This window comes from Dactylosporangium sp. NPDC051485 (assembly GCF_040682015.1).
GTDB lineage: Bacteria > Actinomycetota > Actinomycetes > Mycobacteriales > Micromonosporaceae > Dactylosporangium.
Map to the genome: position 1 here is coordinate 146,088 of NZ_JBFAZW010000001.1, position 25,384 is coordinate 171,471.

The window sequence follows — 25,384 nt, forward strand, 5'->3', positions numbered from 1 at the left end:
TTGCCGCGCCTGCTTTGCGGATTTCCGCGGGTGCGTTGTCGCGGCTCAGGCGGCGCCGGCGAGGGCGTGGATCTTCCACCCGAGGTCGGGGAAGCCGGAGGCGACGGCCACGTGGGCGCTGGCGGTGTTCGCGGGGTCGTGCAGATATGTCGGTACCGCACCGGCACCCACGATCCGCCGGGCCGCCCGGGCCACGAGCCGCCGGGCCAGCCCCCGCCCGCGGGCCTGCTCGGCGGTGCCGACCGAGATCTCGATGCCGGTCGGGTCGTGCGGCTTGAGCCCGACGCCGGCCAGGTACTCCCCCGTGCCCGGCTCCCGCGCGACGAGCACCTCCCCGGGGAACGGCCGCAGCCAGTCCGGCAGGCCCGGCCCGTCGGAGGGCTCCCACGCCCCGGCGTCGGGCAGGTCGGCCGGGGCCTCGGTCCAGCGGAAGACGCCGGTGAAGCAGTGCTGCTCGGGCCGTCCGACGAGGCCGGGCAGCTCGGCCGCGAGGGCCGCCTCGAGCTCTGCGGGTGCGAGGCCGGCGACGAGCGCGGCGACCGCCTCGCGGCTGGCCGGCGGCACCGACAGCACCCCGTTGCCGGCCGCGTCGGTCACGCCGAGCGCCCGCTGCTCCCCGCCGTCCCACCGCGGTTTCTCCCGCTGCGGGCTGCCGACGACGAGCACTCCCCCAGAGGACGGCCAGCTTCCGAGCCACACACGCAGGAACCGATCGAGCACTAGGGCATATTAGGGCTTGGGCAGATCAAGGTTGGGCACGGTACTGCGCGTTGAGCGCCTCGGCGACGCGCCTGGTCCAGTCGGCCGGCCCGTCCACGGCCCAGTTGTCCCCGAGCGCCATGAACAGCCGGTCACGGGACCCGGCCAGGGTCTTCCACTCGGCCTCGACCTCGGCGTGCGCCTCGTAGACGCCCACGCCCACCGTCGCGCCGCCGGCGACGCAGCGACCCCGGCCGAACGCATCGCTGGCGTCGTCGAGGGCCTCGTAGGAGTCGCACGACAGTCCGTGGCGGTCGAGGTACTCCACCAGCGCCTGCGGCGAGGGGAACCGCTGCGGCGGGGTCTCGGCCGCCGCCGCCGGCTCCTTGCCGATCCGGCCGAGGAGCACGATCACCACGGCGACCGCGACGACGACGCCGATCGCGAGGGCGGCGATCAGCCCGACCGGCGGGCGGTGCACCGGGTGCTCTTTCGGCGGCGGGGGCGGCAGCGGCTGGGTGGCGGCCCCGAGGTCGAGGTCCGCCGGCTCGGGCAGCAGCGGCTGGGCGGCGGCCTTGACGCCGAGGTCCGCCGGCGGGGGCAGCGGCTGGGCGGCGGCCCCGACGCCGAGGTCCGTCGGCGGGGGCAGGGGCTGCGTGACGGCCTCGGCATCGGGCACCGGCTCGGCCAAGTGGTCGAGGGGCTGGTGGGGCTGCTCGGTCACGCGAGAAAGCTACCCCGGCCCGTTCGCCGACTGCGCACACCCGAACGGCCAGACTTTTGTACGTCAGGCCGCCTGCAGCCGCACGGCAATCTCCTCGCCGAGCCGGGCGCCACCCTGCAGCTCCAGGTCGTCGCCGCTCCAGAACTTGCCCGGGTCGTACCAGTTCGCCCGCCGGCCCCGGGCCAGCAGTCCCATCTCCTCGTAGGTGACGGCCACCACCTCGGCGCAGTAGGCGGTCTCCAGCGTGCCGGAGGCCTGCTCGCGCAGGTGGGGCAGGCGGCCCTTGAACCAGCGGCCGGCCAGCCGGGCGGTCGACGGGAACGGGGTGCCGTCGAGGCGGGCGACGGTGCGCAGCGCCGCGTCCTCCATCGCCGGCCCGGCCTCCGGGAACAGCTGGCGCAGCCAGGCCCGCTGGCCGTAGCGGCGGCCCCAGACGAGCACCGCGTCGCGCAGGTCGTGCAGCTGCACCCCGCGCTGGTGGGTGCCGGCCCACAGGTCGGGCAGGGACTTGCCGAGCTCGGCATGCCACATCAGCGGCGGCATGTCGTCGAGGACGACCGCCATGCCGACGTGGTTGACCGGGCTGTTGGTCAGCGTCTGGATCGCCCGGTCGGCGGCGGTGCGGCCGCGGAACACCCACAGGTCACCCGTGCGTGTCATCTGCACGGCCTCATCGAGATCGACCATCACCGGGACTACCCTAGGGCCTCATGCGGATCAAGTGGTGGAAGGTCGTGGGGCTGGCGGGTGTCGTCGGCGTGGCCGCGACGGGTGTCATGGTCGCCCGGGCGGAGCGGCGGCGGCGCGCCTACACGCCCGAGGAGGTGCGGGCCAAGCTGCGGGAGCGGCACGATTCCGCGGGGCCGGCGGTGACGAGTCGCGGCTCACGTACCAGTAGCCCCTGAGGTCACATAGGGTGGTGCTGTGCTGCCACTCACTTCCCAGGGAGACCCGATGCGGGTCCTGTTCCTCGAAAACATCCACCCGATCGCGGTCGAGCGGATGCGCTCCGAGGGCTACGAGGTCGAGACGATCGGCCGCGCCCTCGACGAGGAGGAGCTCATCGCGAAGCTCGACGGGGTACACCTGCTGGGCATCCGATCCAAGACCCAGGTCACCGCCAATGCCCTGGCCTCCGCCTCGCACCTACGCGCCATCGGCGCCTTCTGCATCGGCACCGACCAGATCGACCTGCGCACCGCCGCCGAGTCCGGCATCGCCGTGTTCAACGCGCCGTTCTCCAACACCCGCAGCGTGGTGGAGCTGGCCATCGCCGAGATCATCGCGCTCACCCGGCGGCTCACCGAGAAGAACGCCGACATGCACAACGGCGTCTGGAACAAGGACGCGGTGGGCTCGCACGAGATCCGCGGCCGGTCCCTCGGCATCGTGGGCTACGGCAACATCGGCACGCAGCTGTCGGTCCTCGCCGAGAACCTGGGCCTGCGGGTGTACTTCCACGACACCAGCGAGAAGCTCGCGCTGGGCAACGCCGTGCGCTGCAACTCCCTCGACGAGCTGCTCGAGCTCTCCGACATCGTCACCCTGCACGTCGACGGCCGGCCGGGCAACAGCGGCTTCTTCGGCGAGGAGCAGTTCGCGAGGATGCGCCCGAACAGCATCTTCCTGAACCTCAGCCGCGGCTTCGTCATCGACCACGAGGCCCTGCGCCGCCACCTCGACAACGGTCACCTCGCGGGCGCCGCCGTCGACGTGTTCCCGAAGGAGCCCAAGGGCAAGGGCGACGAGTTCGTCTCCTCCCTGCGCGGCCTGCCCAACGTCATCCTCACCCCGCACATCGGCGGCTCGACCGAGGAGGCGCAGTCCGACATCGGCTCGTTCGTCGCCGAGAAGCTGCACAAGTACGTCGCGGAGGGCTCCACGACGCTCAGCGTCAACCTGCCGTCCCTCAACCTGCAGCAGCTGCCGGAGACGCACCGCATCGCCCTGCTGCACCACAACGTCCCGGGCGTGCTGGCCGAGGTGAACAGCATCTTCGCCGGCCACAAGGTAAACGTGGAGGGCCAGATCCTGGCCACCCGCGGCGAATACGGCTACCTGCTCACCGACATCGCCATCGACTACCCGCAGGAGATCCTGACCCAGCTGGCCGAGATGGCCACGACGGTCCAGGTCCGCGTCCTGTCCTGACAACCGGTCATTCCCCGGGATATCCGGCGCCTAAGGTGCCGGATATCCCTCCAGCTCGGGCGCCTCAGTGGCGGCGAGCAACGCGGCGACCCCCTCCCAGAAGTAGCCGTTCGGCTCATGGCCGAGCTCCTCCGCGACCTCGTCGCCGGCCGTGCTCCCGGGCATTCAGCAGCAGCGAGTGCGAGCCCGGCCGCGTTTCCAGCATCTTCAGTGGCTCCACCACCACATCGTAAGATCACACCACGCGCGCGTCAGATCGTCGGATTGCCCCACGCCAGACCCGCCTACAGTGCTATCTCGCTCCAGGCGAACGCCGTGCGCCACTCCGACCCGCCGAGCAGGTACGACTGGAACGCCTGCCGCACCTGTTCCAGCGTGACCTGCCCCTCGGCACGGAACTGCTGACCGCGCTCGCGGTATTCCATCACCCATGGGTCAGAACCATGGGCCTGCATGAAGGCCGCACACGCCGCGCCCGGCTCCCATTCGTTGCTGGCCTGGATGAACTCCTCATCGGACGCACTGAGAGCGGCGAACTTGCCGAACGCGTCCGATGCGAGCAGCTCGTCCAGCGTCGCTGCGTTCACATCCGGTACATCGCCCAGATCTTCGGTGGTCAGTGTCATCGGCACGAACAAACTCCTGTCGTTGAACCCGCTCGCTGACCATCTGCCAACGGCAGCCTTGTCCTTGTTGACATCCTCGAACTTCCCAAACCTTTCGACGAATTCCCTAGAATTCTCTGCAGAGAGTTTTACGAAGGTAACCTATTGTCCATTCTCGACGATCCGGTCCCGCCACCGGCTTGGGTGGCGCCGCCAACCGGAGGTTGCCTTGGAGCCCGGCGTAACAGCGCGACGGTGAGCGCACCCTCATCGCGGCATGAGCGTGCACCATTTGACATTGTCGTTACCGTTCGGGGCGGTGATTCTGGGCGAGGTCGGGGATAATCAATACATGGGGCAGTTGTCATTCTTCAGTCGCACGGAATTGGCTGCCATGCGTGACCGGACCAGGTCTCGGCGGTACTGTCCGGCAAGGGAGCAGTTCCGTCGGGAACATGAGCGGCATCGAGCGTGGGGACAATGCCGCGTAGCTTAAGTTGATCTTGTTGTGAGTGGGTGGTGGCGGATGGTGGCTGGTTTGTCGTGGTGGGTGCTGGCTGGTTCGCCGGGTTGTTTGAGGCGGTAGTGGCAGTGCCGGACGCGTTTGATGGCGCGGGGGCAGGTCCGTTCACGGCGTGGTGGGATGCGGAGTCCGGCGATGGTGTTGAGGTGGTGGGGGAGTCTGTCGGTCCAGTCCTGAGGGGGGAATGGCGGCGGTTCCGGTGGCGGTGCGGCGGATCAGGCGCAGGGTTTGGGTGAAGGAGATTCGGTCTGGGTCGAGGTCGGCGGCGGCGGAGGCTTGGGCGATCAGGGCGGTGATCGCGTGGTGGACGATGAGGTAGGCCCAGATTTCCTGGTGGACGAGGTCGGGGAGCCGGGAGCGCAGGATGCGGCCGGGGCCGCGGAGGTGGGTTTTGAGCTGGTCGTGGCTGGTTTCTTGTTCCCAGCGCTGGTGGTAGGCGGCGGCGAGTTCGTCGGCGCGGGCGTCGGCGGGGTCGAGGATGGTGGTGGTCAGGGCGATCAGTTCGTGGTGGCCGTTGCCGGTGCGGTCGGGGATGTCGTATTCGATGACCCGGACCAGGTGCGCGATCGGTTCACCGGCTTGGTTGAAGGCGTGCGGGATGGTGTCGAGGTTGTGCAGATCGGTGGCGGCGCGGGCGGCGGCCAGGAGTCGTTCCCGGCGCGGGATGAACCGGATCTCGGGTTTGATCAGCACGCTGAGGTAGGTGCCGTCGGGCAGGACTTTGATGACGGGCAGGTCCAGATTCGTCGGCGCCCGCCACACCAGTTGCGCGCCGGTGGCCTGAGCGGCCTTCCAGGCCTGCCAGGAGTAGAAACCGCGGTCGGCGGTCAGCAGTTCGTCGCCGCGCAGCCGCGGATACAACCTGGCCGCGAGGGTCTTCTCCGCCTCGTTGTGCCCGCCGATGGCCGCAGCGACGAACGCGTGGGTGCCGCACTCGGCCAGGGCGACGACCCGCGCCTTCGGGAATGACGACTGCCGCTCACCGTTGCTGCCATAGCCGAACTCGGCGCCGTTCGCGGGTGTGTCCGGCACGTCGACCTCGAACCCGTCGATGGCCAGGAGCCGCCACGAGCGCAGGAACGAGCCCCGCGCCGCACCCAGCGCCGACGCCGCAGCGGCCGGGCCGGCCCGGCCCGCGACCGGCCCGCACGTGCGCTCGAACAACTCCGCGAACACGTCACGGCCCAGCCGTTTACGGGCCTGCGTGACCGCGCTGGAGGTCGGCACCGCCCAGCCCGCGTTCCACACCCCGAACCCGTCGAGGGACCCGGTCACCCTGGCCGCGACCTCTTCATAGTCATCATCGGGGAACAACGCCAGCGCAAGGGTCAGATACGCCGTGACGTGCGCCGGGAGCTTGCCATCCGCCCGTTGCTCCCGCACCCCGCACACCGCGACCGCGTCATCTACCGCATCCCGCGGCACCTGCGAGATCAACACACCCAATGTGACCTGGTCAGGACGCACCACCGGCCGGTCCACCACATCCGAGGTCATGACCCGCGATCCAAACCGGCATCGCCGTCAATGTCACCCCAACACGCCGGAACACCACCAAGATCAAATTAAGCTACGCGGCATTGAGCGTGGGGCCTTGCTCAGCGGCACGGCCAGAAGCTGCGCCGCATCCATGGTGGCGTCCCGCCGGTGACCACGGCCGACGATCGGCGGGCCCGGTCCGACCCGGCCCCAGCGCCGGTTCCCCCGCCGGTCCCGCCGACGCTACCGCCCGAACAGGCCGAACACCCCGCCGAACACCCCGTCGACCGGGTTGTCGCCGACCACACCGACCCCGCACCGCCGGACCGCAAGGGCGGCGCCGCAGAGACCGGACGCGCCCGCGCTGGCCGCCGCGCACCAACGCCACCGCCGCCGTCACGCCGGCCCGCCAGTGCGGCAACGCGTCGAACAATCGGCCGCCATCCGCGCTTATCGGCAGCGTATCGCAGCCGGTTCTTGCATCTGCCACGTCCGGCCGGCTGTCAATTCCACCGAAGCCTGCGAAAGGTCGAGCACCATCCCAACGCCCCACCGGCGGAGCATTTCAGTGCATACGCACGCATCGGCAGAGTCGCGAGCTTCGCCTACGTGCCGGAGGCCATGTACGCGGCGAGGATCTAGTTGGCGTGCCGGTCGAGGTTGTTACGGGCCCCGGTCGTAGCGCATGGTGGTTCGCGGGTCGGCGAGGCGGGCGGCGATCTGCACGTCGCGGACGCTGACGCCAGCGTCGAGCACGGTCGTGACGAAGGTATGGCGCAGCATGTGCGGGTGCATCCGCGACATGCGCACCCCAGCCGCGGCGGCCAGGTGACCTGGCCAGGCCAGCGGCCGCCGCGCTGCGCGTCGGTGACTGCACCCTTTTGCCCGAATTGTCGTTGAATGCAACGGCTGGCCCGGAGCGCGGGCCCGGGAACGATCGGGAGCGTTGCACGATGAACCGCAGAAGCCTGCTCGTGGCGGCCGGCGCCGTCGGACTCACCACCGCGGTCGGCGGCGCGGCGGCCGCGGTCGCCGCCGACGACCCGGAGGCCGGCCGCAAGCCGCGCCCGATGCTGACCTGGGAGCTGGTCGGCGGCTTCGTCCCGGCCGGCTGGACCATGCTGCGCGCCCCGCGCCTGGTCGCCTACGACGACGGCCTGCTCATCGCCGACGCCACCCGCCGCCTGCGGATCAACGGCGCCGAGGTGCGCTCCCTGCGCACCCACGCCACCACGGTGCTGCGCGACCCGGCCAACGCCTGCCGGCGCCCGGGCGCCCCGATCGTCGCCGACGTCCCCTCGACGGTCATCACCGCCCGCGACAACGGCCGCAGGTACTCCGGGTCGTTCGAGGGCCTGGAGGAGACCCGCCGCGACCGCGCGTACCCCCCGCCGGCTTACGCCCTGCTGGACCACCTGACCCAGCTGCGCGACCGGGTGAACCGCGCCGGCACCCGGTTCCAGCCGGAGGCGGTCCGCGTCGTCGTCACCCTGATCGACGCCGCCCAGCCGACGACGGCGACGCTGCGCCCGTGGCCGCAGGGCGTGCCGGTGCCGCAGTTGGGCAAGAACGAGTTCGTGGCGCGGATGGACCTGCGCGACCGCCAGGCCCGCGCGCTGATCCGCGCCGTCCCGCACCCGGACCTGTCCCAGTGGCCGGTCTTCCGGCTGCCGGACGGCCGCCGCGCCCAGCTGAACTGGCGCTACCTGCTCCCCCACGAGTAGGCCGCCCGGCCCGTCACCCGCCTACGATCCGGCCGCCCGGCCCGTCACCCGCCAACGGTCCGGCTACGGCGCGCGCCCGGGGGCGAGCAGGCCGTCCGGCTTTTCACCCGCCTACGATCCGGCCAGGGCGCGCGCCCGGTAGGCGATGCAGCAGGTGACGGCCAGCATCGCGAGGGCGTTCAGGGCGTGCAGGCCGAAGACGAGCCGCCCGGCCACGGAGTCCTCGCCGATCGCCCTGGCGGCCACCGCGATGAGGACCTGCAGGCTGGTCAGAACACAGATCAGGGCGGACAGGGCGATGAGCCGGCCCGGGACCCGGGCCGGCACGGCGACGGCGATCATCGCGACCGGGACGAGGAAGATGACGTAGCCCAGCGCGTGGTGCGCGGCATAGGAGTCGCCGAAGGCGCCGCTCGCGGCGAAGAAGAACTGGGCGACGACGATCAACAGGAGGAGTGCCGCGAGGGCGGCGAAAGCCTTACGCATGTCCGTACGACGACGCAACCCGCGCAAACGTGACGTCACGTTTCGGGGCGCCGCCTCGTCAGATTGGTATGAGCGAACCGATCGACGAGCGGCGGCAGCTGATCAACCTCGCGTACCGGCTGCTCGGCTCGCTGGCCGACGCCGAGGACGTGGTGCAGGAGGCGTTCGCCCGGTGGTACACCCTCACCCCGGGGCAGCGGGCGGACATCGCGTCGCCGGGGGCCTGGCTGACCACGGTCACCGGGCGGATCTGCCTCGACGTGCTCGGCTCGGCCCGGGCCCGGCGGGAGCGTTACGTGGGCGAGTGGCTCCCGGAGCCGCTGCCCGGCCCGGGCGCGGCCGACCCGGCGGACCGGGTCACGCTGGACGAGTCGGTAAGCATGGCGTTCCTCGTCGTGCTGGAGTCGATGACCCCGGCCGAGCGGGTCGCGTTCGTGCTGCACGACGTGTTCAAGTACTCGTTCACCGAGGTGGCGGCGATCGTCGGGCGCACGCCGACGGCCTGCCGCAAGCTCGCCTCGGTGGCCCGCCGCCGCGTCGAGGCGCCGCGGGCCGCCGCGCTCCCGGCGGCGGAGCAGGCGGCGCTGGTCCGGGACTTCAGGCAGGCGTGGGAGGCCGGGGACATCGAGGCCCTCGTCTGGCTGCTCGACCCGGACGCGGTCGGCACCGTCGACGGGGGCGGGCTGGTCAACGCGCTGCCCCGGCCGATCGTGGGCGCGGCCCGGCTGGCCCGCTTCGCGGTGGAGTTCGCCGCCTGGGTCCCGGCCATGACGCTGCGGGAGCGCACGGTGAACGGCCAGCCGGGCCTGGTCGCCGAGCGCGACGGCGAGATCGTGGCGGTGATCGCCTTCGCCGTGTCACACGGGCGCATCAACCGCCTGTGGGCGGTCCGCAACCCGGAGAAGCTCCGGGCGTGGACGCCCAGCGGTGCCGACCGGTCACTCAGGGCGGCTTGACGCACGCAGGCGGGGTCCCGCCCGCGTCGGTCAAGCCGGCTTCGAGATGGTGGCCGCCGTGTTTCGGGCCGCCGCCGGGGCTCGACGCCTGCGGGCCGCCGCCGGATGATCCCCAGGGGTCTCGCCCGCGTCGGTGAAGCCCGCTTCCAGGCGGTGGCCGCCGTGTTTCGGGCCACCGCCGGGCGCCCAACGCCGGCGAGCCGCCGCCGGATGGTCCCCAGGGGTCTCGCCCGCGTCGGTGAAGCCCGCTTCAGACGGTGGTCGCCGCCGGATGATCCCCATCAGCCGTCGCATGAACGCCCCCACATGCGGCTGAGGGCGATCACGGTGCCGGCTGTGCATCCCGGCTGGACGTCAGCGCGACGGGGCTTCCTCGCGCTCGTAGTCGGTGTAGGCCTCGTCGGGGTCGTCGTCCACGGCGTGTGGCACGCCGGCCAGCTCGTGCTGGAGCGCGGTCAGATCAGTGGGCGGGCTGAAATACTTCAGCTCTCGCGCGATCCTCGCCTGCTTGGCCTTGGCTCGTCCGCGTCCCATGTGTGCCCCCGTGAGCATCCCTCAAGCGTCATCCGTGCCGACCACAATAGCTCGGCCCCCCGCTCATCGACGAACGTCCCCTGGCGGTGTCGCGAAGGGGAACGGACGGTGACCACCGGACATCACGGAGGAAACCAGGGCGAGCCGGGCCGGCCCCCCGGTTGTGTGAAATCGGGTACATGACGGGAGGCAACACCGGAAACGGCCCACCACCGGGGCCGCGGGACTGTACGCTGCGGCGGCTCATACCCCCTTCCAGGAAGAATCCGATGAAGCTTGCATGGGGACGGAGCGCGGCACTGCTCGCCGCGGTCTCCGTCGTGTTCGCCGCCGGTGCCTGCGGCGACAAGGCCGGCGACGGCTCGACCCCGGCCGCGGCCGCCAGCTCGAAGCCGGCCGACCCGAAGGAAACCCTCCTGGGGTCCCTGAAGGAGTACGACAAGGGCGTCTACGACGTCGCCTTCACCGCGCGCGACGGCGCCGGCTCGGGCTCGATCGACGCGCCGAAGAAGCACGCGCACATCAAGATCTCCGGCACCGACGCCGACATGAAGTTCTCGATGGAACTGCTCGTGCTCGAGCCCGAGGCGTACCTCAAGATGGACATGGGCGCGGCGGCCGGCGCCGTGCCGGGCCTGGAACTGCTCAACGGCAAGAAGTGGATCCACGTCGACCGCTCCAAGATCAAGGACTCGCAGGACCTGAGCCTCAAGGCCGACGACGCCGACCTGACCGGCATCGCGGCGCTGCTCAAGAGCGCGCAGGGCGTGCAGGCCGCCGGCGACAAGAAGTTCACCGGCACCCTCGACCTGGGCAAGGGCGACAAGTCCCCCGTGACGGACGAAGAGGTCATCAAGGCCCTGGGCGACAAGGCGGCCAGCGTGCCGTTCACCGCCACCCTCGGCGCCGACGGGCAGCTCTCCGAGCTGGTCATCGACGTGCCGGCGGCCGGCGACAAGGCGGCGCACCAGCTGAAGCTGACGGTGAGCAACTACGGCAAGGCCACCGTCCCGGCCGCGCCGACCGGCGCCGACGTGGTCGAGCCGCCGGCGTCGATCTACGCCGTGCTCAACGGCGGCGCCTGACGCACGACCCGCGGGGGGCGACTCTTGCGCCCCCCGCGGGCTTTGCACAAACGTGCGGTCACCGCGGAGCTTTCACAGACCTGCGGCCACCGCGGAGCTTTTCACAGACGTGCGGCCACCGCGGAGCGCAGCTCGGGCAGGCGGTCGTGCAGCAGTCCCGGGCACTGGGTGGTGTTGAAGTCCTTGTGCCCGTAGATCTCGGTGGGCGCGATGCCGTACTGCTGGCAGGTGAACGCGCAGAAGGCCACCAGACTGCTCCAGAGCGCCGCCGGCGGCTGCTCGGTCAGGTAGGTGCCCTCGTTCTCGATGCCAATGGCCTGGTCGTTCTGCCCGACGCAGTGCGCGCCCTGCACCATGGTCCGGCCGTGCAGCAGCGCGTAGAGGCTCCCGTTGCGGCCCTCGGTCAGCCAGCCGCCGCGGCTGTTGGTGAAGTGCTGGCCGCTGTCGACCCAGCCGTTGGTGTCCATGTGCAGGTTCTGGATGTCCCGCGAGTTCTGGAAGGCGTGCGCCTGCGAGAAGTCGGTCGAGTTGGCCATCGCGGTGTGGTGCACGACGATCTTGTTCGGGCGGTGCTGGTCGATGGTGAGCGGCCCGGACGGCGGGCGGGCACCCCAGGCGCCGCAGCTGGCGATCGAGACCTGCTCCACGGCCGCCCCGGCGGGCCGCAGCGCGGCGAGACCGGCGGCCGCCCCACCGAGCAGGACGGCGCCGCGCAGGGCGGCACGGCGGGTGAGTCGAGCCACGGCGACCTCCGGTTGGCAATTTACGACATCGACAACTTTCTGTAATCTTCCTACAGCGGCGCACACTACACCTGTTCAGCACACGATGTCCATTGACGTTCATCGCTCAGATCTTTCCGCAAACTTCGATGTTCGTCTCTTGAAAGTTTCCCACGGGCGTGAGCTAATCGGCGAAGCTCTTTACCGAAAGGGCCGACCCCCACCCCCCACGAGGAGGCGCATCGTGACCCTTCGACGGCTCGGCGCACTGGCGGCGCTGTCCATGGCAGCCGCCCTGGTCGCCACGTTCCTCACCGGCAACCCCGCCTCGGCGGCCACCGTCACCTACGGACAGGACGTGTCCGGCTACCAGGGCAACGTCAACTGGCAGGCGCAGTGGAACGCCGGCTCACGCTTCGCCTACATCAAGGCGACCGAGGGTACGTACTACACCAACCCGTCCTTCGCCCAGCAGTACAACGGCTCCTACAACATCGGCATGATCCGCGGGTCGTACCACTTTGCGATCCCCAACGGCGGCACCGGCGCCGCCCAGGCCGACTACTTCGTCGCACACGGCGGCGGCTGGTCCAAGGACGGCAAGACCCTGCCGGGCGCCCTGGACATCGAGTACAACCCTTACGGCGCCACCTGCTACGGCCTGTCCCAGGCCGGCATGCAGAGCTGGATCCGCTCGTTCCTCAACGAGTACCACACCAAGACCGGCCGCTGGGCGGTCATCTACACCACCACCGACTGGTGGACGACCTGCACCGGCAACTACAGCGGCTTCTGGGCCAACTCCCCGCTGTGGATCGCCCGCTACACCAGCACCCCCGGCACCCTCCCGGCCGGCGCCCCGACGTGGTCCTTCTGGCAGTACTCCAGCAGCGGCCCCTTCGCGGGCGACTCCAACCAGTGGAACGGCGCCCTGGACCGGCTCAAGGTCCTGGCCTGCAACGGCCCCTGCTGACGCACCCCGCTGACGCACAACGGCCCGGAGGGCGCTTCGCCCCTCCGGGCCGGCCTGCGCACCGACCTGCAGGGCCGGTCCGACCTCGAAGCGAGCCTCAGGCCGTCGGCTTGGCGGTGCCCAGAGCGGTCTGGATGGCCTTGACCAGGACCGCGACCACCAGGGCGACCGACGGGCGGATCGAGGACTCCTCCATGCTCACCGACCCGCTGAACCCGGCGAAGTCGCTGATCTGCTGCAGGCGCCCGTGCGCGGCCGCCGCCTCCTCGGCCGGCAGCCCCAGCGTCGGCTCCATCCGGGCCGCCGCGACCAGCGTCGCCAGCGCGGCGGTCCGCTCGTCCGGCGTCTCGTCGCCGACGAGCGCGCGGCTGAGCCGCTCCCGGATGCCCGCCTCGACGGAGGGGTCGATGGTGGGGTACCGGTGCAGGTGCACATAGCCGTCCATGGCCGTCTCGTCGACGTCGCAGACGACGTCGCGCGCGCACAGGTCGGCCAGCACCCGCTCGCGCAGCCCGTGCCGCAGCCGCTGCACCCAGGACGCCGGCGTGTGCGGGGCGTCGGCGGCCACCCGGGCCAGCACCTCGTCGGCGATCGGCTCACCCGTCGGCGCCGGGTCGGTCACCAGCATCGTCCCGTCGCCGTAGGCGAGCCGCCCGGCCAGGGCCAGCTCGACCAGCACGGCGGCCGCCATGGCCAGGTCGAGCCCGATCGTGGAGCCGGTGGCCCGCCCCGACTCGTCGTCGTAGGCGAGCAGGAGCAGCTCTTCGGGCAGCGCAACGGAGGTTCCCATGGCTGGACGTTAGCGCGCGGCGGCCAGAACCCCTATCCCCCCTTTTTCCGACCCAGGACGGACACTGTTGCCCATGACGAGCCCCCAACACCACCCGGTCGTCTCCGCACACCAGGCCAAGCGCGCGGCCAGCCTCCAGCTGCGGGTCGCCGACGCGATCACGGCCTTCGCCGGATCGATGTGGTTCGTGTACGTCCACGTCATCCTCTTCGCCGTCTGGATGCTGTGGATTGAGCGCAATCCGTGGCCGACGCTGACCCTGGTCGTGTCCCTGGAAGCGATCTTCCTGTCCACCTTCGTCATGATCGGCCAGAACCGGCAGGCGTCGTTCCAGCAGGCCAAGGCCGATCACGACTTCCACGAGCAGGAGCTGGAGCTCAAGACCAACACGGAGCTGACCCGGGCCATCCACGTGCTCACCACCGAGCTGCACCGCCGGCTCCTCGATGAGGCGAGTGCCCCCTCCAAGCCCTGACCGGCGCGCAAGCGTCACCCACCGGCAGGCCAGGCGATAGATGCCCGTCACTCGAATCCGGCTATATGGGGCGCGGCTGCTCAACCCACCCATCGAACGGAGTACGGCCACATGGGGATCACTCGCCGGGCCTGCCTGGCCCTCGCGGCCGCGGTGCTCGCCGGCACCGCCGTCGCCACCCCCGCGGCGGCGGCGCCCGCGGCGACCTGGGAACGGTCGCTCGGGCTCGCCAACGCGACCAACTTCCGCGACGTCGGCGGCTACACCACGGCGGACGGCCACACCGTGCGCACCGGTGTGGTCTTCCGGTCCAACAAGCTCAGCAACCTGACCGCCGCCGAGTGGCAGGTGGTCATCGACCACGGCATCAACCGGGACGTCGACCTGCGCAACGTCTCCGAGCGCAACGACGCGCCGGACCACGCTCCCGCCGGCGTGGCCTACCAGGTGGCCGACGTCGCCTCCCTGAGCCACGGCATCCGCTTCCACGACAACGCGATCGGCACCCTGGCCGCGGCGCTGGCCGCGGGCCTGCTGTCCGGCTCGTCGGACCTGGGCCAGTCCATCGGCTACCCGTTCATGGTCAACTTCATCGGCGCCGACTACGCCTTCCGCGACACGCTGCTCGCGATCGCGGGCAACACCTCGGGCGGGGTGGTGTACCACTGCTCGGCCGGCAAGGACCGCACCGGCTGGGCCACCGCCGTCCTGCTGACCCTGCTCGGCGTGCCGGCGGGCACCGTCGAGTCAGACTTCCTGCTCAGCAACACCTACCTCGGCCGCTCCGACGCCGTCCAGGTCGCCTGGCTGCGCGCCGCGTTCGCCGAGCTGTACCACATCTACGGCAGCTTCGACGCCTACCTGCACCAGGGCCTGCTGCTGTCCGACGCGAACATCGCCGCCATCAAGGCCCGCCTGCTCGTCTGACCCATCGCACCTCGCGGCGCGCCGCCGGACCCCGGTCCGGCGGCGCGTCGTGTTGTGTCGGGTTTCCGCAACCGGGACCGCGCAACCTCGTCGACGGCCGGCGCGTGTCTGTACCTGCGGGCGGGTCACTGGGACAAACGGGGGTGATCCGCCCGCACCGCTACGCGATGCCGGCGGCCCGGCAGGCGTCGGCGTAGGCGCCCGCGCACAGCGCGCCCGGGGTCACGAAGCCGTCCTTCACCACGGTGCTCGCGATCGTGTCCCGGGTGACCGTCACCGGGTCGAGCAGGATCGACGGCACCTGCCCGGCGCCGTTGCCGACCGCGGTGGTCCCGGCCGGGTGCCGGCCCCGCAGCAGGTCGTTGGCCAGCGTCGCGGCCGTCTCGGCCTCGGTGCGGATCGCCTTGTACACCGTCATGTACTGCTCGCCGACCAGGATCCGCTGCAGCGCCGCGGTCTCCGCGTCCTGGCCGGTGACCGGCACCTGCGGCACGCCGGCGGCCTTCATGGCGGCGATGGCGGCGCCCGCGGTGCCGTCGTTGGCCGCGTAGACGCCGACGATGCTCCGGCCGCGCAGCGTCGGCAGGATGCGGGCGGTCCAGGCCTTGGCGTTGTCCGGGTTCCACTCGGCGGTGTCGGACTCGGCGGCGACGCGCACCTTGCCGTCGAGGCCCGCGTGGGCGCCCTGCTTGAACATCGTCGCGTTGTTGTCCGTCGGGGAGCCGTTGATCCACAGGATCTCGCCCTGGCCCGCCTTGGCGCCGAGGGCCTGCAGCAGGGCGGCCGCCTGCAGCGTGCCGACCTTCGCGTTGTCGAAGGAGATGTAGTAGTCGACGGGGGCGTTGAGCACCAGGCGGTCGTAGGAGATGACGGGCACGCCCCGGGCCTTGGCGGCGCGCACGATGTCGCCGGCCGCGACGCTGTCGACCGGGGCCAGCACGAGCACCTTCGCCCCCTGGTCGAGGGCGTCCTTGGCCTGCTGCAGCTGGGTCGCCGCGTGCTGCTCGGCGTTGCGGTAGTCCACCGTGCAGCCGGGGCACAGCTCGGAGAGTTTCTGGGCGAAGTACGGCTGATCCCCCGCCTCGTAGCGGCTGGCCTTGAGCTCGGGCAGCAGCAGCGCCACCCGCGCGAGCGGCCCGGACTCCGCCGGGGAGGTCAGGCTCTCGGTGCACCCGGCGAGCAGGGCCAGGAGCAGCAGCGGTACCGCCAGCAGTGCGCGAACGGACAAGGGTGCCCCTCAGTACGTGAACCGGGCGACCAGCGCCCGCATCTCGGAGGCCATCGCGGCGAGCTGGTCGACCGCCCGGCCGGTGCTGGACACGCCCTCGTTGGTCTGGGCAGTGGCGTCGGCGACGCCGGCGATGGTGCCCGCGATCCGGGTCGAGCCGCCGGCCGCCTCGCCGACGCTGTGGCTCATCGAGCGGGCCGTCGCCGCCTGCTGCTCGACCGCCGCCGCGATCGCGTTCTGGTACTCGCTCATCTGCGCGATCACGTCGCCGATCTGCCCGATCGCCGCGACCGCCTCCTCGGTGTCGACCTGGATCGCCTGCACCCGGCGGCCGATGTCGTCGGTGGCCCGGGCCGTCTCCCGGGCGAGGTCCTTGACCTCCTGCGCGACGACCGCGAACCCCTTGCCGAACTCCCCCGCCTGGGCCGCCTCGATGGTCGCGTTGAGCGCGAGCAGGTTCGTCTGCCCGGCGATCTGCGTGATGACCTTGACGACCTCGCCGATCTCGCTGGAGGAGGCGCCGAGCTTGCCGATCGTCTCGTTGGTAGCGGCCGCGATCGACACGGCCGAGGCGGTGACGCTGGCCGCGTGGGCGGTGTTGCGGGAGATCTCCTCGATCGCGTCGCCCATCTCGGAGGCGCCCCCGGCCACCGCGGCCACGTGCTCGCTGACCGCGCCGGCGGTGCGGGCCACGTCGCCGGCCCGGCTGTCGGCCTCGGTCGCGCTGCCCCCGATCCGGCGGCTGATCGCGGCGAGCTCCTCGGCCGACGCGGCGAGCGTGGCGGAGTTGTCCCCCAGGGACCGGACCGCTTCCCTGGTACTGGCCGTGGCGGCGCCGAGCGCGCGGGCCATCTCGCCGACCTCGTCGCGCTGGGCGACGTCGGCCTGCGCCGTCAGGTCGCCCGCCGCGACCGCGGTCAGGACCGCGTGCACGCGCCGGATCGGCCGGACGACCAGCCCGGTGACGTACCGGCTGAGCACCATCGCGACGACGAGCCCGGCGAGCAGGGCCGCCCCCATCGCGATCCACGCCGTGCGGTAGGCCCGCGCGGCCTCGGCGGCCCCGTGCCGCCCGCTCGCCTGCTCGAAGGCGATGAGCTGCTGCAGGGCGCCGATCGCGTTGCCGGCGACCGTCTCGCCGTCGCCGAGGTACGCCTGCTGGAACCCGGCCACGTCCCCCGCCTCGATGAGCGGCAGCAGCCGGTGGTCGCGGATGTTGCGGAAGGCTCCCCACCAGATCGTGAACCGGTCCAGCAGCTGCCGTTGCCGCACGTCGTGCAGGTTGGTGCGGTACGCGGCGACCTGCGCGTCGACCTCCCCGTCGGCGGCCGCGATGTCGGCCGCGAACGCCTTGGTGGCCACCGGACCGTTGGACAGCGCCAGGTTGGCCACGGCGTTGCGCACCCGCAGCGCCGCCTCGTCGAGCTTCGCCAGGTGCGCCGACGGCACGAGGTTCACGCGGTACAGCTCGTCGGCGCGCTGGTTGACCCGCCCGAGCCCGTACGCGCCGGCCCCGAGCACCACCGCACCGACCGCGCACCCGACGAGCACGAGCAGCATCAGCTTGCGCGCCATCGGCTGGTCGGCCAGCCACCGTCGCTTCTCGGCCGCCACGCCTCCGCCCCCTCGCCCTACCGTCTGCCTCTCCATCGGCGCGGCGGTCGCGGTCCTGAGCACGTTGCGGTGACGGCGTTGCCGGGCCGGCGCGCGCCCGGCCCTTCCGGGCCCCGCACGCGCTGCTGGTGCCGTCCAGCCTCGTCCGGTGCGGCTTCGCCGTCTTCGGTGCGTAGGGCCGGGCGCCGCACGCGTTGCTCGTGCCGTCCAGCGTCGTCCGGTGCGGCTTCGCCGTCTTCCGGGAGTCGAGCAGGCTCAGGGCGTGGTCGCGCGCCGGCTGAACAGCTCCCGTTCCACCTCGTTGCGGGTCAGCTCGGCGGCGCGGGCGAACTCGGCCCGGGCCTCCTGCCCGCGGCCGAGCCGTTCGAGCAGCTCGCCGCGGGCGGCCGGCAGGTGGGGGTACCCCGGCAGCTCCCCCTTCGCGACGAGCCCGTCGACGATCGCCAGTCCCGCGGCCGGCCCGTCGGCCATCCCGACCGCCACCGCCCGGTTGAGCTCGACCACCGCCGACGGCGCCACGTAGGCCAGCACCCCGTACAGCGCCGCGATCCGCCCCCAGTCCGTCTCCGCCGCCGTCCGCGCCCTCGCGTGCTCGGCGGCGATCGCGGCCTGCAGCCCGTAGGGCCCGAGGGTGCCCAGCTCCTCGGCCCGGCGCAGCGCCGCCAGCCCTCGCCGGACGAGCAGCCGGTCCCACCGCCGCCGGTCCTGGTCGAGCAGCAGCACGGGCCGCCCCTCGGCGTCGGTGCGCGCCCCGACCCGCGACGCCTGCAGCTCCATCAGCGCGGCCAGCCCGTGCACCTCGGCCTCGGCGGGCAGCAGCCCGCACAGCACCCGCCCGAGCCGCAGCGCCTCCTCGCACAGCGCGGGCCGCGCCCAGCCGTCCCCGGCCGTCGCGGAGTACCCCTCGTTGAAGATCAGGTAGACCGTGCCGAGGACCGCCGCGAGCCGGGCCGGCACCTCGGACGCCGGCGGCAGCTCGAAGCGCACCCGCTCCTTGGCGAGGGTCTTCTTGGCCCGCAGGATCCGCTGGGACACCGTTGCCTCGGTGGTGAGGAACGCCCGGGCGATCTCGTCGGTGCGCAGCCCGCCGAGCATCCGCAGGGTGAGCGCCACCTGCGACTCGGTGCTCAGCGCCGGATGGCACGCGGTGAAGATGAGCCGCAGCAGGTCGTCGCCGATGTGGTCGTCGAGCGCGTCGACGATCCCGGCCTCGGCGGACTCCCGCTCGGCCAGCTCCACGTCCCGCCCGACGGTGGCGAGCTTGCGCCGATAGTTCTCCTGCCGCCGCAGCAGGTCGATCGCCCGGTGCTTGGCCGTCGCCATGAGCCACGGACCGGGATCGTCCGGCACCCCGCGCAGGGGCCACTGCTCCAGGGCGATGAGCAGCGCGTCCTGCGCAAGGTCCTCCGCCAGGCCGACGTCGCCGACGATGCGGGCGAGTGCCGCGATGATCCGCCCGGACTCGATCCGGTACACCGCCTCGACGACCCGCCCCACGTCCGCGCCGCTCACCCCCGGATTCTCGCACCGGATTGCGGTGCCCGGGGGGAGCCGCACGGAGCGCTCAGAAGTCCTCGGGCCCCATGATCTTCAGCAGGCGGCACTCGCCCTCCCAGGCCGGCCACAGGTCCCGGTGCAGCTTCATGAAGCGCGACGCCCACTCGACCGCCTCCTCGCGGGTGCGGGTCTCGTACAGGGCGTAGCTGATCATCTCCTTGGTCTCGGCGAAGGGCCCGTCGGTGACGCTCAGGGCGCCGCCGGTGACGGTGATCTTCGCGCCGGCCGCGCTCGGCAGCAGGCCGGCGTTGTCCAGCAGGGCGCCGGCCGCGGTCGCCTCCTCGCCGAGCTTCATGATCGCGGCCATGAGCTCGGCGGGCGGGGGCGTGGCGGGCTGGGCGGCCTCGAGCAGCATCACGTAGCGCATGTCGGTGACTCCTTCGGGTGCGGGTCCTTCCCGGCTTCCAACCCCTCCTCGAAGGGGGCGGGCCGGATCCGACACGCGGCCCGGAGAAATCTTCCTACGCGTTGCGGGTGATGTCGGCGACCTCGGCCGGGGTGAGGTGGATGGCGGCCGCGGCCACGTTGCCCTCCAGGTGGCCGATCGAGCCGGTGCCCGGGATCGGCAGCACCGCGGGCGAGCGGGCCAGCAGCCAGGCCAGCACGATCTGGCGGGTGGTGGCCTCGTACTGCTTCGCGATCCCCTCGATCGCGGCGTTGCCGTCGAGGTTGTGGATCGGCGCCCACGGCAGGAAGACGATCTGCTCCTGCTCGCACAGGTCGACCAGCGACTCCGAGCCGCGGTCGCCGACGTTGTACCGGTTCTGCAGGGACACCACCGGGGTGAGGCGCTGCGCGGCCCGCACCTGCTCCTCGGTGAAGTTCGAGACCCCGATGTGGCGGATCTTGCCCTGGGCCTTGAGCTCGACCAGCGCGCCGATCGAGTCCTCGAGGGGCACCTTCGGGTCGGGGCGGTGCAACTGGTACAGCGGGATCTGCTCGATCCGCAGCTTGCGCAGGCTGCCGTCGAGGGCCTCGCGCAGGTGCGCCGGCCGGCCGTCGGGCACCCAGTTGTCGGGGCCGGGGCGCACCTGCCCGCCCTTGGTGGCGATGACCAGGTCCTCCGGGTACGGGTGCAGGGCCTCGGCGATCAGCTCCTCGCTGACGTCGGGGCCGTAGGAGTCGGCGGTGTCGATGAAGTTCACGCCCAGCTCGACGGCCCGGCGCAGGACCCGCTTGGCCTCCTCGCGGTCACGCGGGTCGCCCCAGATGCCCTCGCCGGTGATGCGCATCGCGCCGAACCCGAGCCGATTGACCGTGAGGTCGCCGCCGAGGTCGATCTGGCCGGCGTCGCGCACGCTGTGCTCTGCCATGCGTCGGGTCTCCTTCCGGGAGTCGGTCCACTGCTTTCAACGTAGCCCCGTGCCCACCCGCGGAAATTCCCTATGGATTAGCGCAGAACCACGCGGGTAAGGTGACCCGACCCAGCAACCGCCGACGCCCTGCACCGTGACAACTGGGAGTGAGCAGCATGAACGCGCATGACCCGACCGGAATCGACCCGGACAGCCCCGAGGCCGCGGCCCGCGAGGCGGCCCGCTTCGCGGCGGAGCGCCAGCAGAGCCTCGAGCACCAGCTGGCCCGCGGCGGCCAGGTGGACGAGGGCGCGGTCGACTCGACCGGGCGCAGCATCCGCGACCCGCGCCGCGGCACGAAGCTCGACGAGGACATCTGACGCGGAGCCACGCGCGGGTGCATTGCCACAATGCACCCGGTGCAGGTTCCGATATATCGCCGATAAACGTAACGTCCCCGGGCATGAGGCTCTGGGAGAGACTGTTCGTCCGCGCGACCGTCACCGAGACCGCGGCCGCGGGCCGGTTCCGGCACATCCGGCTGCGGGCCGCCGCCCTGCGCGACGCCGGGTGGACGGCCGGCCAGCAGGTCCGGGTCGACGTCGGCCCCAAGAGCGCCCTCGGCCCGCTGCTGCGCACCTACTCCGTCTGGGACCGGGCCGGCGACGCGATCGACCTGCGGGTGCTGCTGCACGGCGACGGGCCCGGCGCCCGCTGGACGGCCGCCGCCGAGGCCGGCGACGAGGTGCTCATCAGCCGGCCCAAGGGCGACTTCGTCACCCGCCCGGCCGCCTACCACCTGTTCGTCGGCGAGGAGACCGCCTCCGTCGCCTTCGGGCCGATGCTGCGGGCGCTTCCGGCCGCCGAGCGCCCGCGCAGCCGGGCCGTGGTCGAGACCGCCGAACCCGGGGACCGGCTCGCCCTGGACGGGGCCGTCACGTGGGTCCAGCGGGACGCCGCCGGCGCGGCGGACTCGACGGCGCTGCTGCTCGCCGTACAACGGCTGGATCTTCCGGAGGAACCCGGTCAGGCCTACGTGGCCGGCGAGGCCCGCACCGTGCAGGCCGTGCGCCAGCACCTCGTGCGGGAGCGGGGCTGGCCCCGGCGCAGCGTGCTGACCAAACCCTTCTGGGCCCCGGGCAAGCGCGGCATGGAGTAACGTCACTGCCACGTCAGGACATCGGATGTATCGCCGTGACGGGACCCTTGCGCAGGGACGCATCGGACTGATAGACAGCAATCATCCGATGTATGGGAGTCCATCATGCGTGAGTTCGACGGTCTCGCCGCCGTCGTCACCGGCGGCGCCTCCGGGATCGGCCTGGCCACCGCGCGCCACCTGGCCGATCGCGGCGCCCGCGTCGCCAGCCTCGACCTGCGCGCCGACGGCCTGCCGGAGGGCATCGACGGCTTCGTCGCCGACGTGACCGACGACGCCGCCGTGCGGGCCGCCGTGACCGCCGCCGCCGGGCGCCTCGGCGGCATCGACATCCTCGTCAACAACGCCGGGATCGGCGCCATCGGCACCGTCGAGGACAACCCCGACGACGAGTGGCACCGGGTCTTCGACGTCAACGTCGTCGGGCTGGTGCGGGTCAGCCGGGCGGCGCTGCCGTACCTGCGGCGCTCGAAGCATGCCGCGATCGTCAACACCTGCTCGATCGCCGCGCACGCCGGACTGCCCGACCGGGCGCTCTACAGCGCGACGAAGGGCGCCGTGCAGGCCCTCACCGCCGCCATGGCCGCCGACCACCTCCGCCAGGGGATCCGGGTCTGCTGCGTCAACCCCGGCACCGCCGACACCCCGTGGGTGCGCCGCCTGCTCGACCGGGCCGAGGACCCCGACGCCGAGCTGGCCGCGCTCGAGGCCCGCCAGCCGACCGGCCGCCTGGTCAGCGCCGAGGAGGTCGCCCACGCCATCGGTTACCTGGCCAGCCCCCTCGCCGGCGCCACCACCGGCACCGTGCTCGCCGTCGACGGCGGCATGCACGGCCTGCGCCTGCGGGCCGCGCCGTGATCCTCGGCCTGGGCTGCGCGCAGCTCGGGAACCTCTACGAGGAGCGCACCGACGACGAGGCAGCCGCGATCGTCGACGCCGCCTGGAACGCCGGCATCCGGTTCTACGACACCGCGCCCCACTACGGCCTCGGCCTCTCCGAACGCCGCCTCGGCCGGGCGCTGCGCGGGCGGCCCCGTGCGCAGTACCGGATCAGCACCAAGGTCGGCCGCCTGCTCGAGCCCGTCGACGGCGACGGCGGCGACGACCTGGCCGACGGCTTCGCCGTGCCGCGCACCCACCGGCGGGTCTGGGACTTCACCCGCGACGGGGTGCTGCGCTCGATCGAGGAGAGCCTGACCCGCCTCGGCCTCGACCGCATCGACCTCGCCCTGCTGCACGACCCCGAGCACCACCCGGAGGCCGCCCTGCGCTCCGGCTTCCCGGCCCTGGCCGAGCTGCGCGCGCAGGGCGTCGTCGGCGCGATCGGCGCCGGCTCCAAGGACCCGGCCGTCCTGCACCGGATCGTCACCGAGTGCACGCCCGACGCCGTCCTGGTCGCCGGCCGGTACACCCTGCTGGAGCAGCCCGCCGCCCCCTTGCTCGCGGACTGCGCCTCGGCCGGGGTCGCGGTCCTCGCCGCCGGCGTCTTCAACAGCGGCCTGCTCGCCTCGCCCGTCCCCGGCCCGTCCCTTCCCTACGAGTACGGCGAGGCGCCGGCCCCCGTGGTGGCGCGGGCCCGCTCGCTGGCCTCGGCCTGCGCCGAGTTCGGCACCACGCTCCCGGCCGCGGCGATCGCCTTCCCCACCCGGCACCCGGCCGTCTCCGGGCTCGTCGTCGGCGCCGACTCGGCCGATCAGGTCCGGCGCAACGCCTCGTGGTTCGCCGATCCGCCCGCGGACGCGCTCTGGGCGTTCCTGGAGGGGCGGGGCCTGCTGTGATCGTCGACGCGCACCACCACCTGTGGCACCTCGGCGGCGGGTACGACTGGCTCGACGCCCCCGCGCTGGCCCCCATCCGCCGCGACTTCGCCTTCCCGGATCTGCTCGGGGACCTGTCCGCGGCCGGCGTGACGCACACGGTGCTGGTCGAGGGCGGCCGCTGCGACCCGGGCGAGGCGGCCCTCCTGCTCCGCCACGCGCAGGAGCACCCGCGGATCGCCGGCGTGGTCGCGTGGGACGACCCGGCCGCCCCCGTCTTCCCCACCTACCGCGACCTGCCCGGCGCCGGCCGCCTCGTCGGGCTGCGCGCCCAGGTCCAGGCCGAGGACGTCGCCTACCTGGACCGCGCCGACGTGCGGGCCGGCCTGCGCCGCATGGGTGCCGCCGGGCTCACCTTCGACCTGGTGATCCGCCCCGAGCAGCTGCCTTCCGCCGCCCGGGCCGCCGCCGCGCTGCCCGACGTCCGGTTCGTCCTGGACCATCTGGGCAAGCCGCCCATCCGCTCCGGCGGCTTCGCCTCGTGGCGCGCCGGCCTGCTCGGCCTGGCCGCCCTGCCCAACGTCTCCGCCAAGCTCTCCGGCCTCGTCACGGAGGCCGACTGGGAGCGCTGGAAACGCGAGGACCTGCGGCCGTACGTCGAGGAGGCCCTCCTGCTCTTCGGCCCCGGCCGCCTGATGTTCGGCTCCGACTGGCCCGTCTGCCTGCTCGCCGCCTCCTACGGCGAGGTGCTGGCGGCCGTGTCCGACCTGGTGAGCCCCGGCGAGCGGGCCCGAGTCTTCGCCGGCACCGCCGTCGAGGTCTACCGGCTGGATCTCGGGGCGTAGAGTCGCCGCGGAGGAATCGATGGCACTGACCGACGAGGCAATCGACAAAATCAAGGGCATGATCACCTCGGGCGAACTGGGCCCGGGCGACCGCCTGCCCAAGGAGGCCGACCTGGCCGAGCGCCTGGGCCTGTCGCGCAACTCCCTGCGCGAGGCCGTCAAGGCCCTGTCGATGATCCGCGTGCTCGACGTGCGCCAGGGCGACGGCACCTACGTCACCAGCCTGGAGCCCAACCTCCTGCTCGACGCGCTGAGCTTCGTGGTCGACTTCCACCGCGACGACACCGTCCTGGAGTTCCTGGAGGTCCGCCGCATCCTGGAGCCCGCCGCCACGGCCCTCGCCACGCAGCGCATGAACGACGCCGAGATCGCCAAGCTCCAGGACGTGCTCGACGCGCTCGACGCCGAACCGACCATCGAGTCCCTGGTCGCGAACGACCTGGAGTTCCACCGCCTGATCGCCGCCGGCTCCGGCAACGCCGTGCTGTGCTCGCTGATCGACGGCCTCTCGGGCCCGACGACCCGGGCCCGGATCTGGCGGGGCCTGACCCAGGAGGGCGCCGCGGCCCGCACCCGCGAGCAGCACCAGGCCATCGTCGACGCCATCGCCACCCGCCAGCCCGACCTGGCCCGCTCGTGGGCCTCCATCCACGTGGCCGGCGTCGAGGAATGGCTGCGCCGAGCGCTGTGACGCCAGCGCCGGGTCAGCTGGCGCGCAGCCAGTCCGTGAGGTCGCACAGCTCCAGCATGCGCCGCACCGGCCGCCGGGCGTCGGTGATGACGAGCCGGCCGGGCAGGAAGCGCCGCACGGCGTCGAGCTCGGTGACGGCGCCGGTGGAACAGAACGTCACGCGGGCGAGGTCGAGTTCCAGGCGCTCCGGGCGTTCGGCCACCGCCGCGGCCAGTGCCGAGCGCAGCCGCGGTACCGTTGCCGCATCAAGGTCCCCGGCCACGCTCACGCGCACCACGCGCGCCGCCGACCGGTCGGCCACCGTCGTGATTTCCAGCTCGTCCATCAGCATGTGCATCACCGTCCGTCACGGTACGCCCGGAAAGCGGGTGCCGCATCGGACGGA

Annotated in this window: 30 protein-coding genes and 1 pseudogene; 14 read left to right on the forward strand and 17 right to left on the reverse strand. The window is 72.3% G+C overall.

The window, feature by feature from the left end; genetic code table 11:
* Positions 1-45: 45 nt before the first annotated feature.
* From AB0M46_RS00645 to AB0M46_RS00655, 3 genes are all read right to left on the reverse strand, one after another.
* Positions 46-720 carry a GNAT family N-acetyltransferase gene (locus AB0M46_RS00645; protein WP_363332044.1) on the reverse strand — a complete coding sequence of 225 codons (675 nt, stop codon included), beginning with the start codon at positions 718-720 and terminating at the stop codon, positions 46-48.
* Between the two features lie 25 nt (positions 721-745).
* Positions 746-1,423 carry a hypothetical protein gene (locus AB0M46_RS00650; RefSeq protein WP_363332045.1) on the reverse strand — a complete coding sequence of 226 codons (678 nt, stop codon included), beginning with the start codon at positions 1,421-1,423 and terminating at the stop codon, positions 746-748.
* Between the two features lie 63 nt (positions 1,424-1,486).
* Positions 1,487-2,113, reverse strand: coding sequence for a hypothetical protein (locus AB0M46_RS00655; RefSeq protein ID WP_363332046.1), 627 nt, complete (start codon positions 2,111-2,113; stop codon positions 1,487-1,489).
* A gap of 20 nt (positions 2,114-2,133) precedes the next feature.
* Here AB0M46_RS00655 and AB0M46_RS00660 point away from each other — a divergent pair, with 20 nt between their 5' ends.
* Both AB0M46_RS00660 and serA read left to right on the forward strand, forming a co-directional pair.
* On the forward strand, positions 2,134-2,328 hold the full coding sequence (locus AB0M46_RS00660) for a hypothetical protein (RefSeq protein WP_363332047.1): 195 nt from the start codon (positions 2,134-2,136) through the stop codon (positions 2,326-2,328).
* Between the two features lie 49 nt (positions 2,329-2,377).
* Positions 2,378-3,574: a phosphoglycerate dehydrogenase gene (gene serA / locus AB0M46_RS00665; RefSeq protein WP_363332048.1), complete on the forward strand. Its 1,197-nt coding sequence runs from the start codon at positions 2,378-2,380 to the stop codon at positions 3,572-3,574.
* A gap of 30 nt (positions 3,575-3,604) precedes the next feature.
* Here serA and AB0M46_RS00670 read toward each other — a convergent pair whose 3' ends face one another.
* The 4 genes and pseudogenes from AB0M46_RS00670 to AB0M46_RS00685 all read right to left on the reverse strand — a co-directional run bounded on the left by AB0M46_RS00670 (position 3,605) and on the right by AB0M46_RS00685 (position 6,985).
* Positions 3,605-3,739, reverse strand: a complete 135-nt coding sequence (locus tag AB0M46_RS00670; RefSeq protein ID WP_363332049.1) for a hypothetical protein — start codon at positions 3,737-3,739, stop codon at positions 3,605-3,607.
* Between the two features lie 119 nt (positions 3,740-3,858).
* Positions 3,859-4,206: a hypothetical protein gene (locus AB0M46_RS00675; protein ID WP_363332050.1), complete on the reverse strand. Its 348-nt coding sequence runs from the start codon at positions 4,204-4,206 to the stop codon at positions 3,859-3,861.
* A gap of 703 nt (positions 4,207-4,909) precedes the next feature.
* A pseudogene (locus tag AB0M46_RS00680) lies at positions 4,910-6,199 on the reverse strand (IS4 family transposase); the annotation flags it as partial.
* Positions 6,200-6,844: 645 nt separating this feature from the next.
* Positions 6,845-6,985, reverse strand: coding sequence for a site-specific integrase (locus tag AB0M46_RS00685; protein ID WP_363332051.1), 141 nt, complete (start codon positions 6,983-6,985; stop codon positions 6,845-6,847).
* Between the two features lie 149 nt (positions 6,986-7,134).
* Here AB0M46_RS00685 and AB0M46_RS00690 point away from each other — a divergent pair, with 149 nt between their 5' ends.
* Positions 7,135-7,905: a hypothetical protein gene (locus tag AB0M46_RS00690; RefSeq protein ID WP_363332052.1), complete on the forward strand. Its 771-nt coding sequence runs from the start codon at positions 7,135-7,137 to the stop codon at positions 7,903-7,905.
* Positions 7,906-8,016: 111 nt separating this feature from the next.
* Here the strand turns inward: AB0M46_RS00690 and AB0M46_RS00695 are convergent, their stop codons facing one another.
* Positions 8,017-8,391: a DUF6220 domain-containing protein gene (locus AB0M46_RS00695; RefSeq protein ID WP_363332053.1), complete on the reverse strand. Its 375-nt coding sequence runs from the start codon at positions 8,389-8,391 to the stop codon at positions 8,017-8,019.
* 68 nt (positions 8,392-8,459) lie between these two features.
* On the opposite strand from AB0M46_RS00695, the gene sigJ reads away from it, so the two are divergent.
* Positions 8,460-9,347: an RNA polymerase sigma factor SigJ gene (gene sigJ / locus AB0M46_RS00700; protein ID WP_363332054.1), complete on the forward strand. Its 888-nt coding sequence runs from the start codon at positions 8,460-8,462 to the stop codon at positions 9,345-9,347.
* Positions 9,348-9,701: 354 nt separating this feature from the next.
* Here the strand turns inward: sigJ and AB0M46_RS00705 are convergent, their stop codons facing one another.
* A complete protein-coding gene (locus AB0M46_RS00705; RefSeq protein WP_363332055.1) occupies positions 9,702-9,881 on the reverse strand; it encodes a DUF3073 domain-containing protein in 180 nt (59 codons plus the stop codon).
* A 269-nt stretch (positions 9,882-10,150) separates the two neighbouring features.
* Here AB0M46_RS00705 and AB0M46_RS00710 point away from each other — a divergent pair, with 269 nt between their 5' ends.
* Complete coding sequence (locus AB0M46_RS00710; protein WP_363332056.1) at positions 10,151-10,966, forward strand: hypothetical protein; 816 nt, start codon at positions 10,151-10,153, stop codon at positions 10,964-10,966.
* 101 nt (positions 10,967-11,067) lie between these two features.
* On the opposite strand, the gene AB0M46_RS00715 is transcribed toward AB0M46_RS00710, so the two are convergent.
* Entirely contained in the window at positions 11,068-11,709 is a 642-nt protein-coding gene (locus AB0M46_RS00715; protein ID WP_363332057.1) for a peptidoglycan recognition family protein, read from the reverse strand.
* A 262-nt stretch (positions 11,710-11,971) separates the two neighbouring features.
* On the opposite strand from AB0M46_RS00715, the gene AB0M46_RS00720 reads away from it, so the two are divergent.
* Positions 11,972-12,661, forward strand: a complete 690-nt coding sequence (locus tag AB0M46_RS00720; protein ID WP_363332112.1) for a lysozyme — start codon at positions 11,972-11,974, stop codon at positions 12,659-12,661.
* A 97-nt stretch (positions 12,662-12,758) separates the two neighbouring features.
* Here AB0M46_RS00720 and AB0M46_RS00725 read toward each other — a convergent pair whose 3' ends face one another.
* Positions 12,759-13,451 carry a GPP34 family phosphoprotein gene (locus tag AB0M46_RS00725; protein ID WP_363332058.1) on the reverse strand — a complete coding sequence of 231 codons (693 nt, stop codon included), beginning with the start codon at positions 13,449-13,451 and terminating at the stop codon, positions 12,759-12,761.
* A gap of 73 nt (positions 13,452-13,524) precedes the next feature.
* Between AB0M46_RS00725 and AB0M46_RS00730 the strand changes: the two genes are divergently transcribed.
* Entirely contained in the window at positions 13,525-13,926 is a 402-nt protein-coding gene (locus AB0M46_RS00730; RefSeq protein WP_363332059.1) for a DUF1003 domain-containing protein, read from the forward strand.
* Between the two features lie 111 nt (positions 13,927-14,037).
* The gene (locus tag AB0M46_RS00735; protein ID WP_363332060.1) at positions 14,038-14,853 is read left to right on the forward strand and encodes a tyrosine-protein phosphatase; all 816 of its coding nucleotides are present in this window, start codon (positions 14,038-14,040) and stop codon (positions 14,851-14,853) included.
* A 160-nt stretch (positions 14,854-15,013) separates the two neighbouring features.
* Here the strand turns inward: AB0M46_RS00735 and AB0M46_RS00740 are convergent, their stop codons facing one another.
* The 5 genes from AB0M46_RS00740 to AB0M46_RS00760 all read right to left on the reverse strand — a co-directional run bounded on the left by AB0M46_RS00740 (position 15,014) and on the right by AB0M46_RS00760 (position 20,565).
* Positions 15,014-16,081 (reverse strand): substrate-binding domain-containing protein, encoded by a 1,068-nt coding sequence (locus AB0M46_RS00740; protein WP_363332061.1) that lies wholly within the window; start codon positions 16,079-16,081, stop codon positions 15,014-15,016.
* 9 nt (positions 16,082-16,090) lie between these two features.
* The gene (locus tag AB0M46_RS00745; protein WP_363332062.1) at positions 16,091-17,695 is read right to left on the reverse strand and encodes a methyl-accepting chemotaxis protein; all 1,605 of its coding nucleotides are present in this window, start codon (positions 17,693-17,695) and stop codon (positions 16,091-16,093) included.
* Between the two features lie 255 nt (positions 17,696-17,950).
* A complete protein-coding gene (locus tag AB0M46_RS00750; protein WP_363332063.1) occupies positions 17,951-19,207 on the reverse strand; it encodes an RNA polymerase sigma factor in 1,257 nt (418 codons plus the stop codon).
* Between the two features lie 52 nt (positions 19,208-19,259).
* Positions 19,260-19,619: a YciI family protein gene (locus tag AB0M46_RS00755; RefSeq protein WP_363332064.1), complete on the reverse strand. Its 360-nt coding sequence runs from the start codon at positions 19,617-19,619 to the stop codon at positions 19,260-19,262.
* A 94-nt stretch (positions 19,620-19,713) separates the two neighbouring features.
* Positions 19,714-20,565, reverse strand: coding sequence for an aldo/keto reductase (locus AB0M46_RS00760; protein ID WP_363332065.1), 852 nt, complete (start codon positions 20,563-20,565; stop codon positions 19,714-19,716).
* A gap of 158 nt (positions 20,566-20,723) precedes the next feature.
* Here AB0M46_RS00760 and AB0M46_RS00765 point away from each other — a divergent pair, with 158 nt between their 5' ends.
* The 6 genes from AB0M46_RS00765 (at position 20,724) to AB0M46_RS00790 (ending at position 24,999) form a co-directional block, all read left to right on the forward strand.
* Positions 20,724-20,927, forward strand: a complete 204-nt coding sequence (locus AB0M46_RS00765; protein WP_363332066.1) for a hypothetical protein — start codon at positions 20,724-20,726, stop codon at positions 20,925-20,927.
* Between the two features lie 83 nt (positions 20,928-21,010).
* On the forward strand, positions 21,011-21,706 hold the full coding sequence (locus AB0M46_RS00770; RefSeq protein ID WP_363332067.1) for a siderophore-interacting protein: 696 nt from the start codon (positions 21,011-21,013) through the stop codon (positions 21,704-21,706).
* Between the two features lie 105 nt (positions 21,707-21,811).
* The gene (locus AB0M46_RS00775) at positions 21,812-22,564 is read left to right on the forward strand and encodes an SDR family oxidoreductase (RefSeq protein ID WP_363332068.1); all 753 of its coding nucleotides are present in this window, start codon (positions 21,812-21,814) and stop codon (positions 22,562-22,564) included.
* A complete protein-coding gene (locus AB0M46_RS00780; RefSeq protein WP_363332069.1) occupies positions 22,561-23,484 on the forward strand; it encodes an aldo/keto reductase in 924 nt (307 codons plus the stop codon). Before AB0M46_RS00775 ends, AB0M46_RS00780 begins: the two co-directional genes overlap by 4 nt.
* Positions 23,481-24,308 (forward strand): amidohydrolase family protein, encoded by an 828-nt coding sequence (locus AB0M46_RS00785; RefSeq protein ID WP_363332070.1) that lies wholly within the window; start codon positions 23,481-23,483, stop codon positions 24,306-24,308. Before AB0M46_RS00780 ends, AB0M46_RS00785 begins: the two co-directional genes overlap by 4 nt.
* Positions 24,309-24,327: 19 nt before the next feature.
* Positions 24,328-24,999, forward strand: coding sequence for a FadR/GntR family transcriptional regulator (locus AB0M46_RS00790; protein ID WP_363332071.1), 672 nt, complete (start codon positions 24,328-24,330; stop codon positions 24,997-24,999).
* 13 nt (positions 25,000-25,012) lie between these two features.
* On the opposite strand, the gene AB0M46_RS00795 is transcribed toward AB0M46_RS00790, so the two are convergent.
* Positions 25,013-25,336 (reverse strand): STAS domain-containing protein, encoded by a 324-nt coding sequence (locus AB0M46_RS00795; protein ID WP_363332113.1) that lies wholly within the window; start codon positions 25,334-25,336, stop codon positions 25,013-25,015.
* Positions 25,337-25,384 lie beyond the last annotated feature (48 nt).

Excerpts from the sequence above, each read along its gene's own strand:
- serA (WP_363332048.1), top strand. The coding sequence starts at position 2,378 with ATGCGGGTCCTGTTCCTCGAAAACATCCACCCGATCGCGGTCGAGCGG.
- AB0M46_RS00710 (WP_363332056.1), top strand. The coding sequence starts at position 10,151 with ATGAAGCTTGCATGGGGACGGAGCGCGGCACTGCTCGCCGCGGTCTCC.
- AB0M46_RS00770 (WP_363332067.1), top strand. The coding sequence starts at position 21,011 with ATGAGGCTCTGGGAGAGACTGTTCGTCCGCGCGACCGTCACCGAGACC.
- AB0M46_RS00795 (WP_363332113.1), bottom strand. The coding sequence starts at position 25,336 with ATGCACATGCTGATGGACGAGCTGGAAATCACGACGGTGGCCGACCGG.
- AB0M46_RS00790 (WP_363332071.1), top strand. The coding sequence starts at position 24,328 with ATGGCACTGACCGACGAGGCAATCGACAAAATCAAGGGCATGATCACC.
- AB0M46_RS00695 (WP_363332053.1), bottom strand. The coding sequence starts at position 8,391 with ATGCGTAAGGCTTTCGCCGCCCTCGCGGCACTCCTCCTGTTGATCGTC.
- AB0M46_RS00670 (WP_363332049.1), bottom strand. The coding sequence starts at position 3,739 with ATGCCCGGGAGCACGGCCGGCGACGAGGTCGCGGAGGAGCTCGGCCAT.
- AB0M46_RS00720 (WP_363332112.1), top strand. The coding sequence starts at position 11,972 with ATGGCAGCCGCCCTGGTCGCCACGTTCCTCACCGGCAACCCCGCCTCG.
- AB0M46_RS00755 (WP_363332064.1), bottom strand. The coding sequence starts at position 19,619 with ATGCGCTACGTGATGCTGCTCGAGGCCGCCCAGCCCGCCACGCCCCCG.
- AB0M46_RS00765 (WP_363332066.1), top strand. The coding sequence starts at position 20,724 with ATGAACGCGCATGACCCGACCGGAATCGACCCGGACAGCCCCGAGGCC.
- AB0M46_RS00760 (WP_363332065.1), bottom strand. The coding sequence starts at position 20,565 with ATGGCAGAGCACAGCGTGCGCGACGCCGGCCAGATCGACCTCGGCGGC.
- AB0M46_RS00775 (WP_363332068.1), top strand. The coding sequence starts at position 21,812 with ATGCGTGAGTTCGACGGTCTCGCCGCCGTCGTCACCGGCGGCGCCTCC.
- AB0M46_RS00685 (WP_363332051.1), bottom strand. The coding sequence starts at position 6,985 with ATGTCGCGGATGCACCCGCACATGCTGCGCCATACCTTCGTCACGACC.
- AB0M46_RS00725 (WP_363332058.1), bottom strand. The coding sequence starts at position 13,451 with ATGGGAACCTCCGTTGCGCTGCCCGAAGAGCTGCTCCTGCTCGCCTAC.
- AB0M46_RS00735 (WP_363332060.1), top strand. The coding sequence starts at position 14,038 with ATGGGGATCACTCGCCGGGCCTGCCTGGCCCTCGCGGCCGCGGTGCTC.
- AB0M46_RS00660 (WP_363332047.1), top strand. The coding sequence starts at position 2,134 with ATGCGGATCAAGTGGTGGAAGGTCGTGGGGCTGGCGGGTGTCGTCGGC.
- AB0M46_RS00705 (WP_363332055.1), bottom strand. The coding sequence starts at position 9,881 with ATGGGACGCGGACGAGCCAAGGCCAAGCAGGCGAGGATCGCGCGAGAG.
- AB0M46_RS00690 (WP_363332052.1), top strand. The coding sequence starts at position 7,135 with ATGAACCGCAGAAGCCTGCTCGTGGCGGCCGGCGCCGTCGGACTCACC.
- sigJ (WP_363332054.1), top strand. The coding sequence starts at position 8,460 with ATGAGCGAACCGATCGACGAGCGGCGGCAGCTGATCAACCTCGCGTAC.
- AB0M46_RS00730 (WP_363332059.1), top strand. The coding sequence starts at position 13,525 with ATGACGAGCCCCCAACACCACCCGGTCGTCTCCGCACACCAGGCCAAG.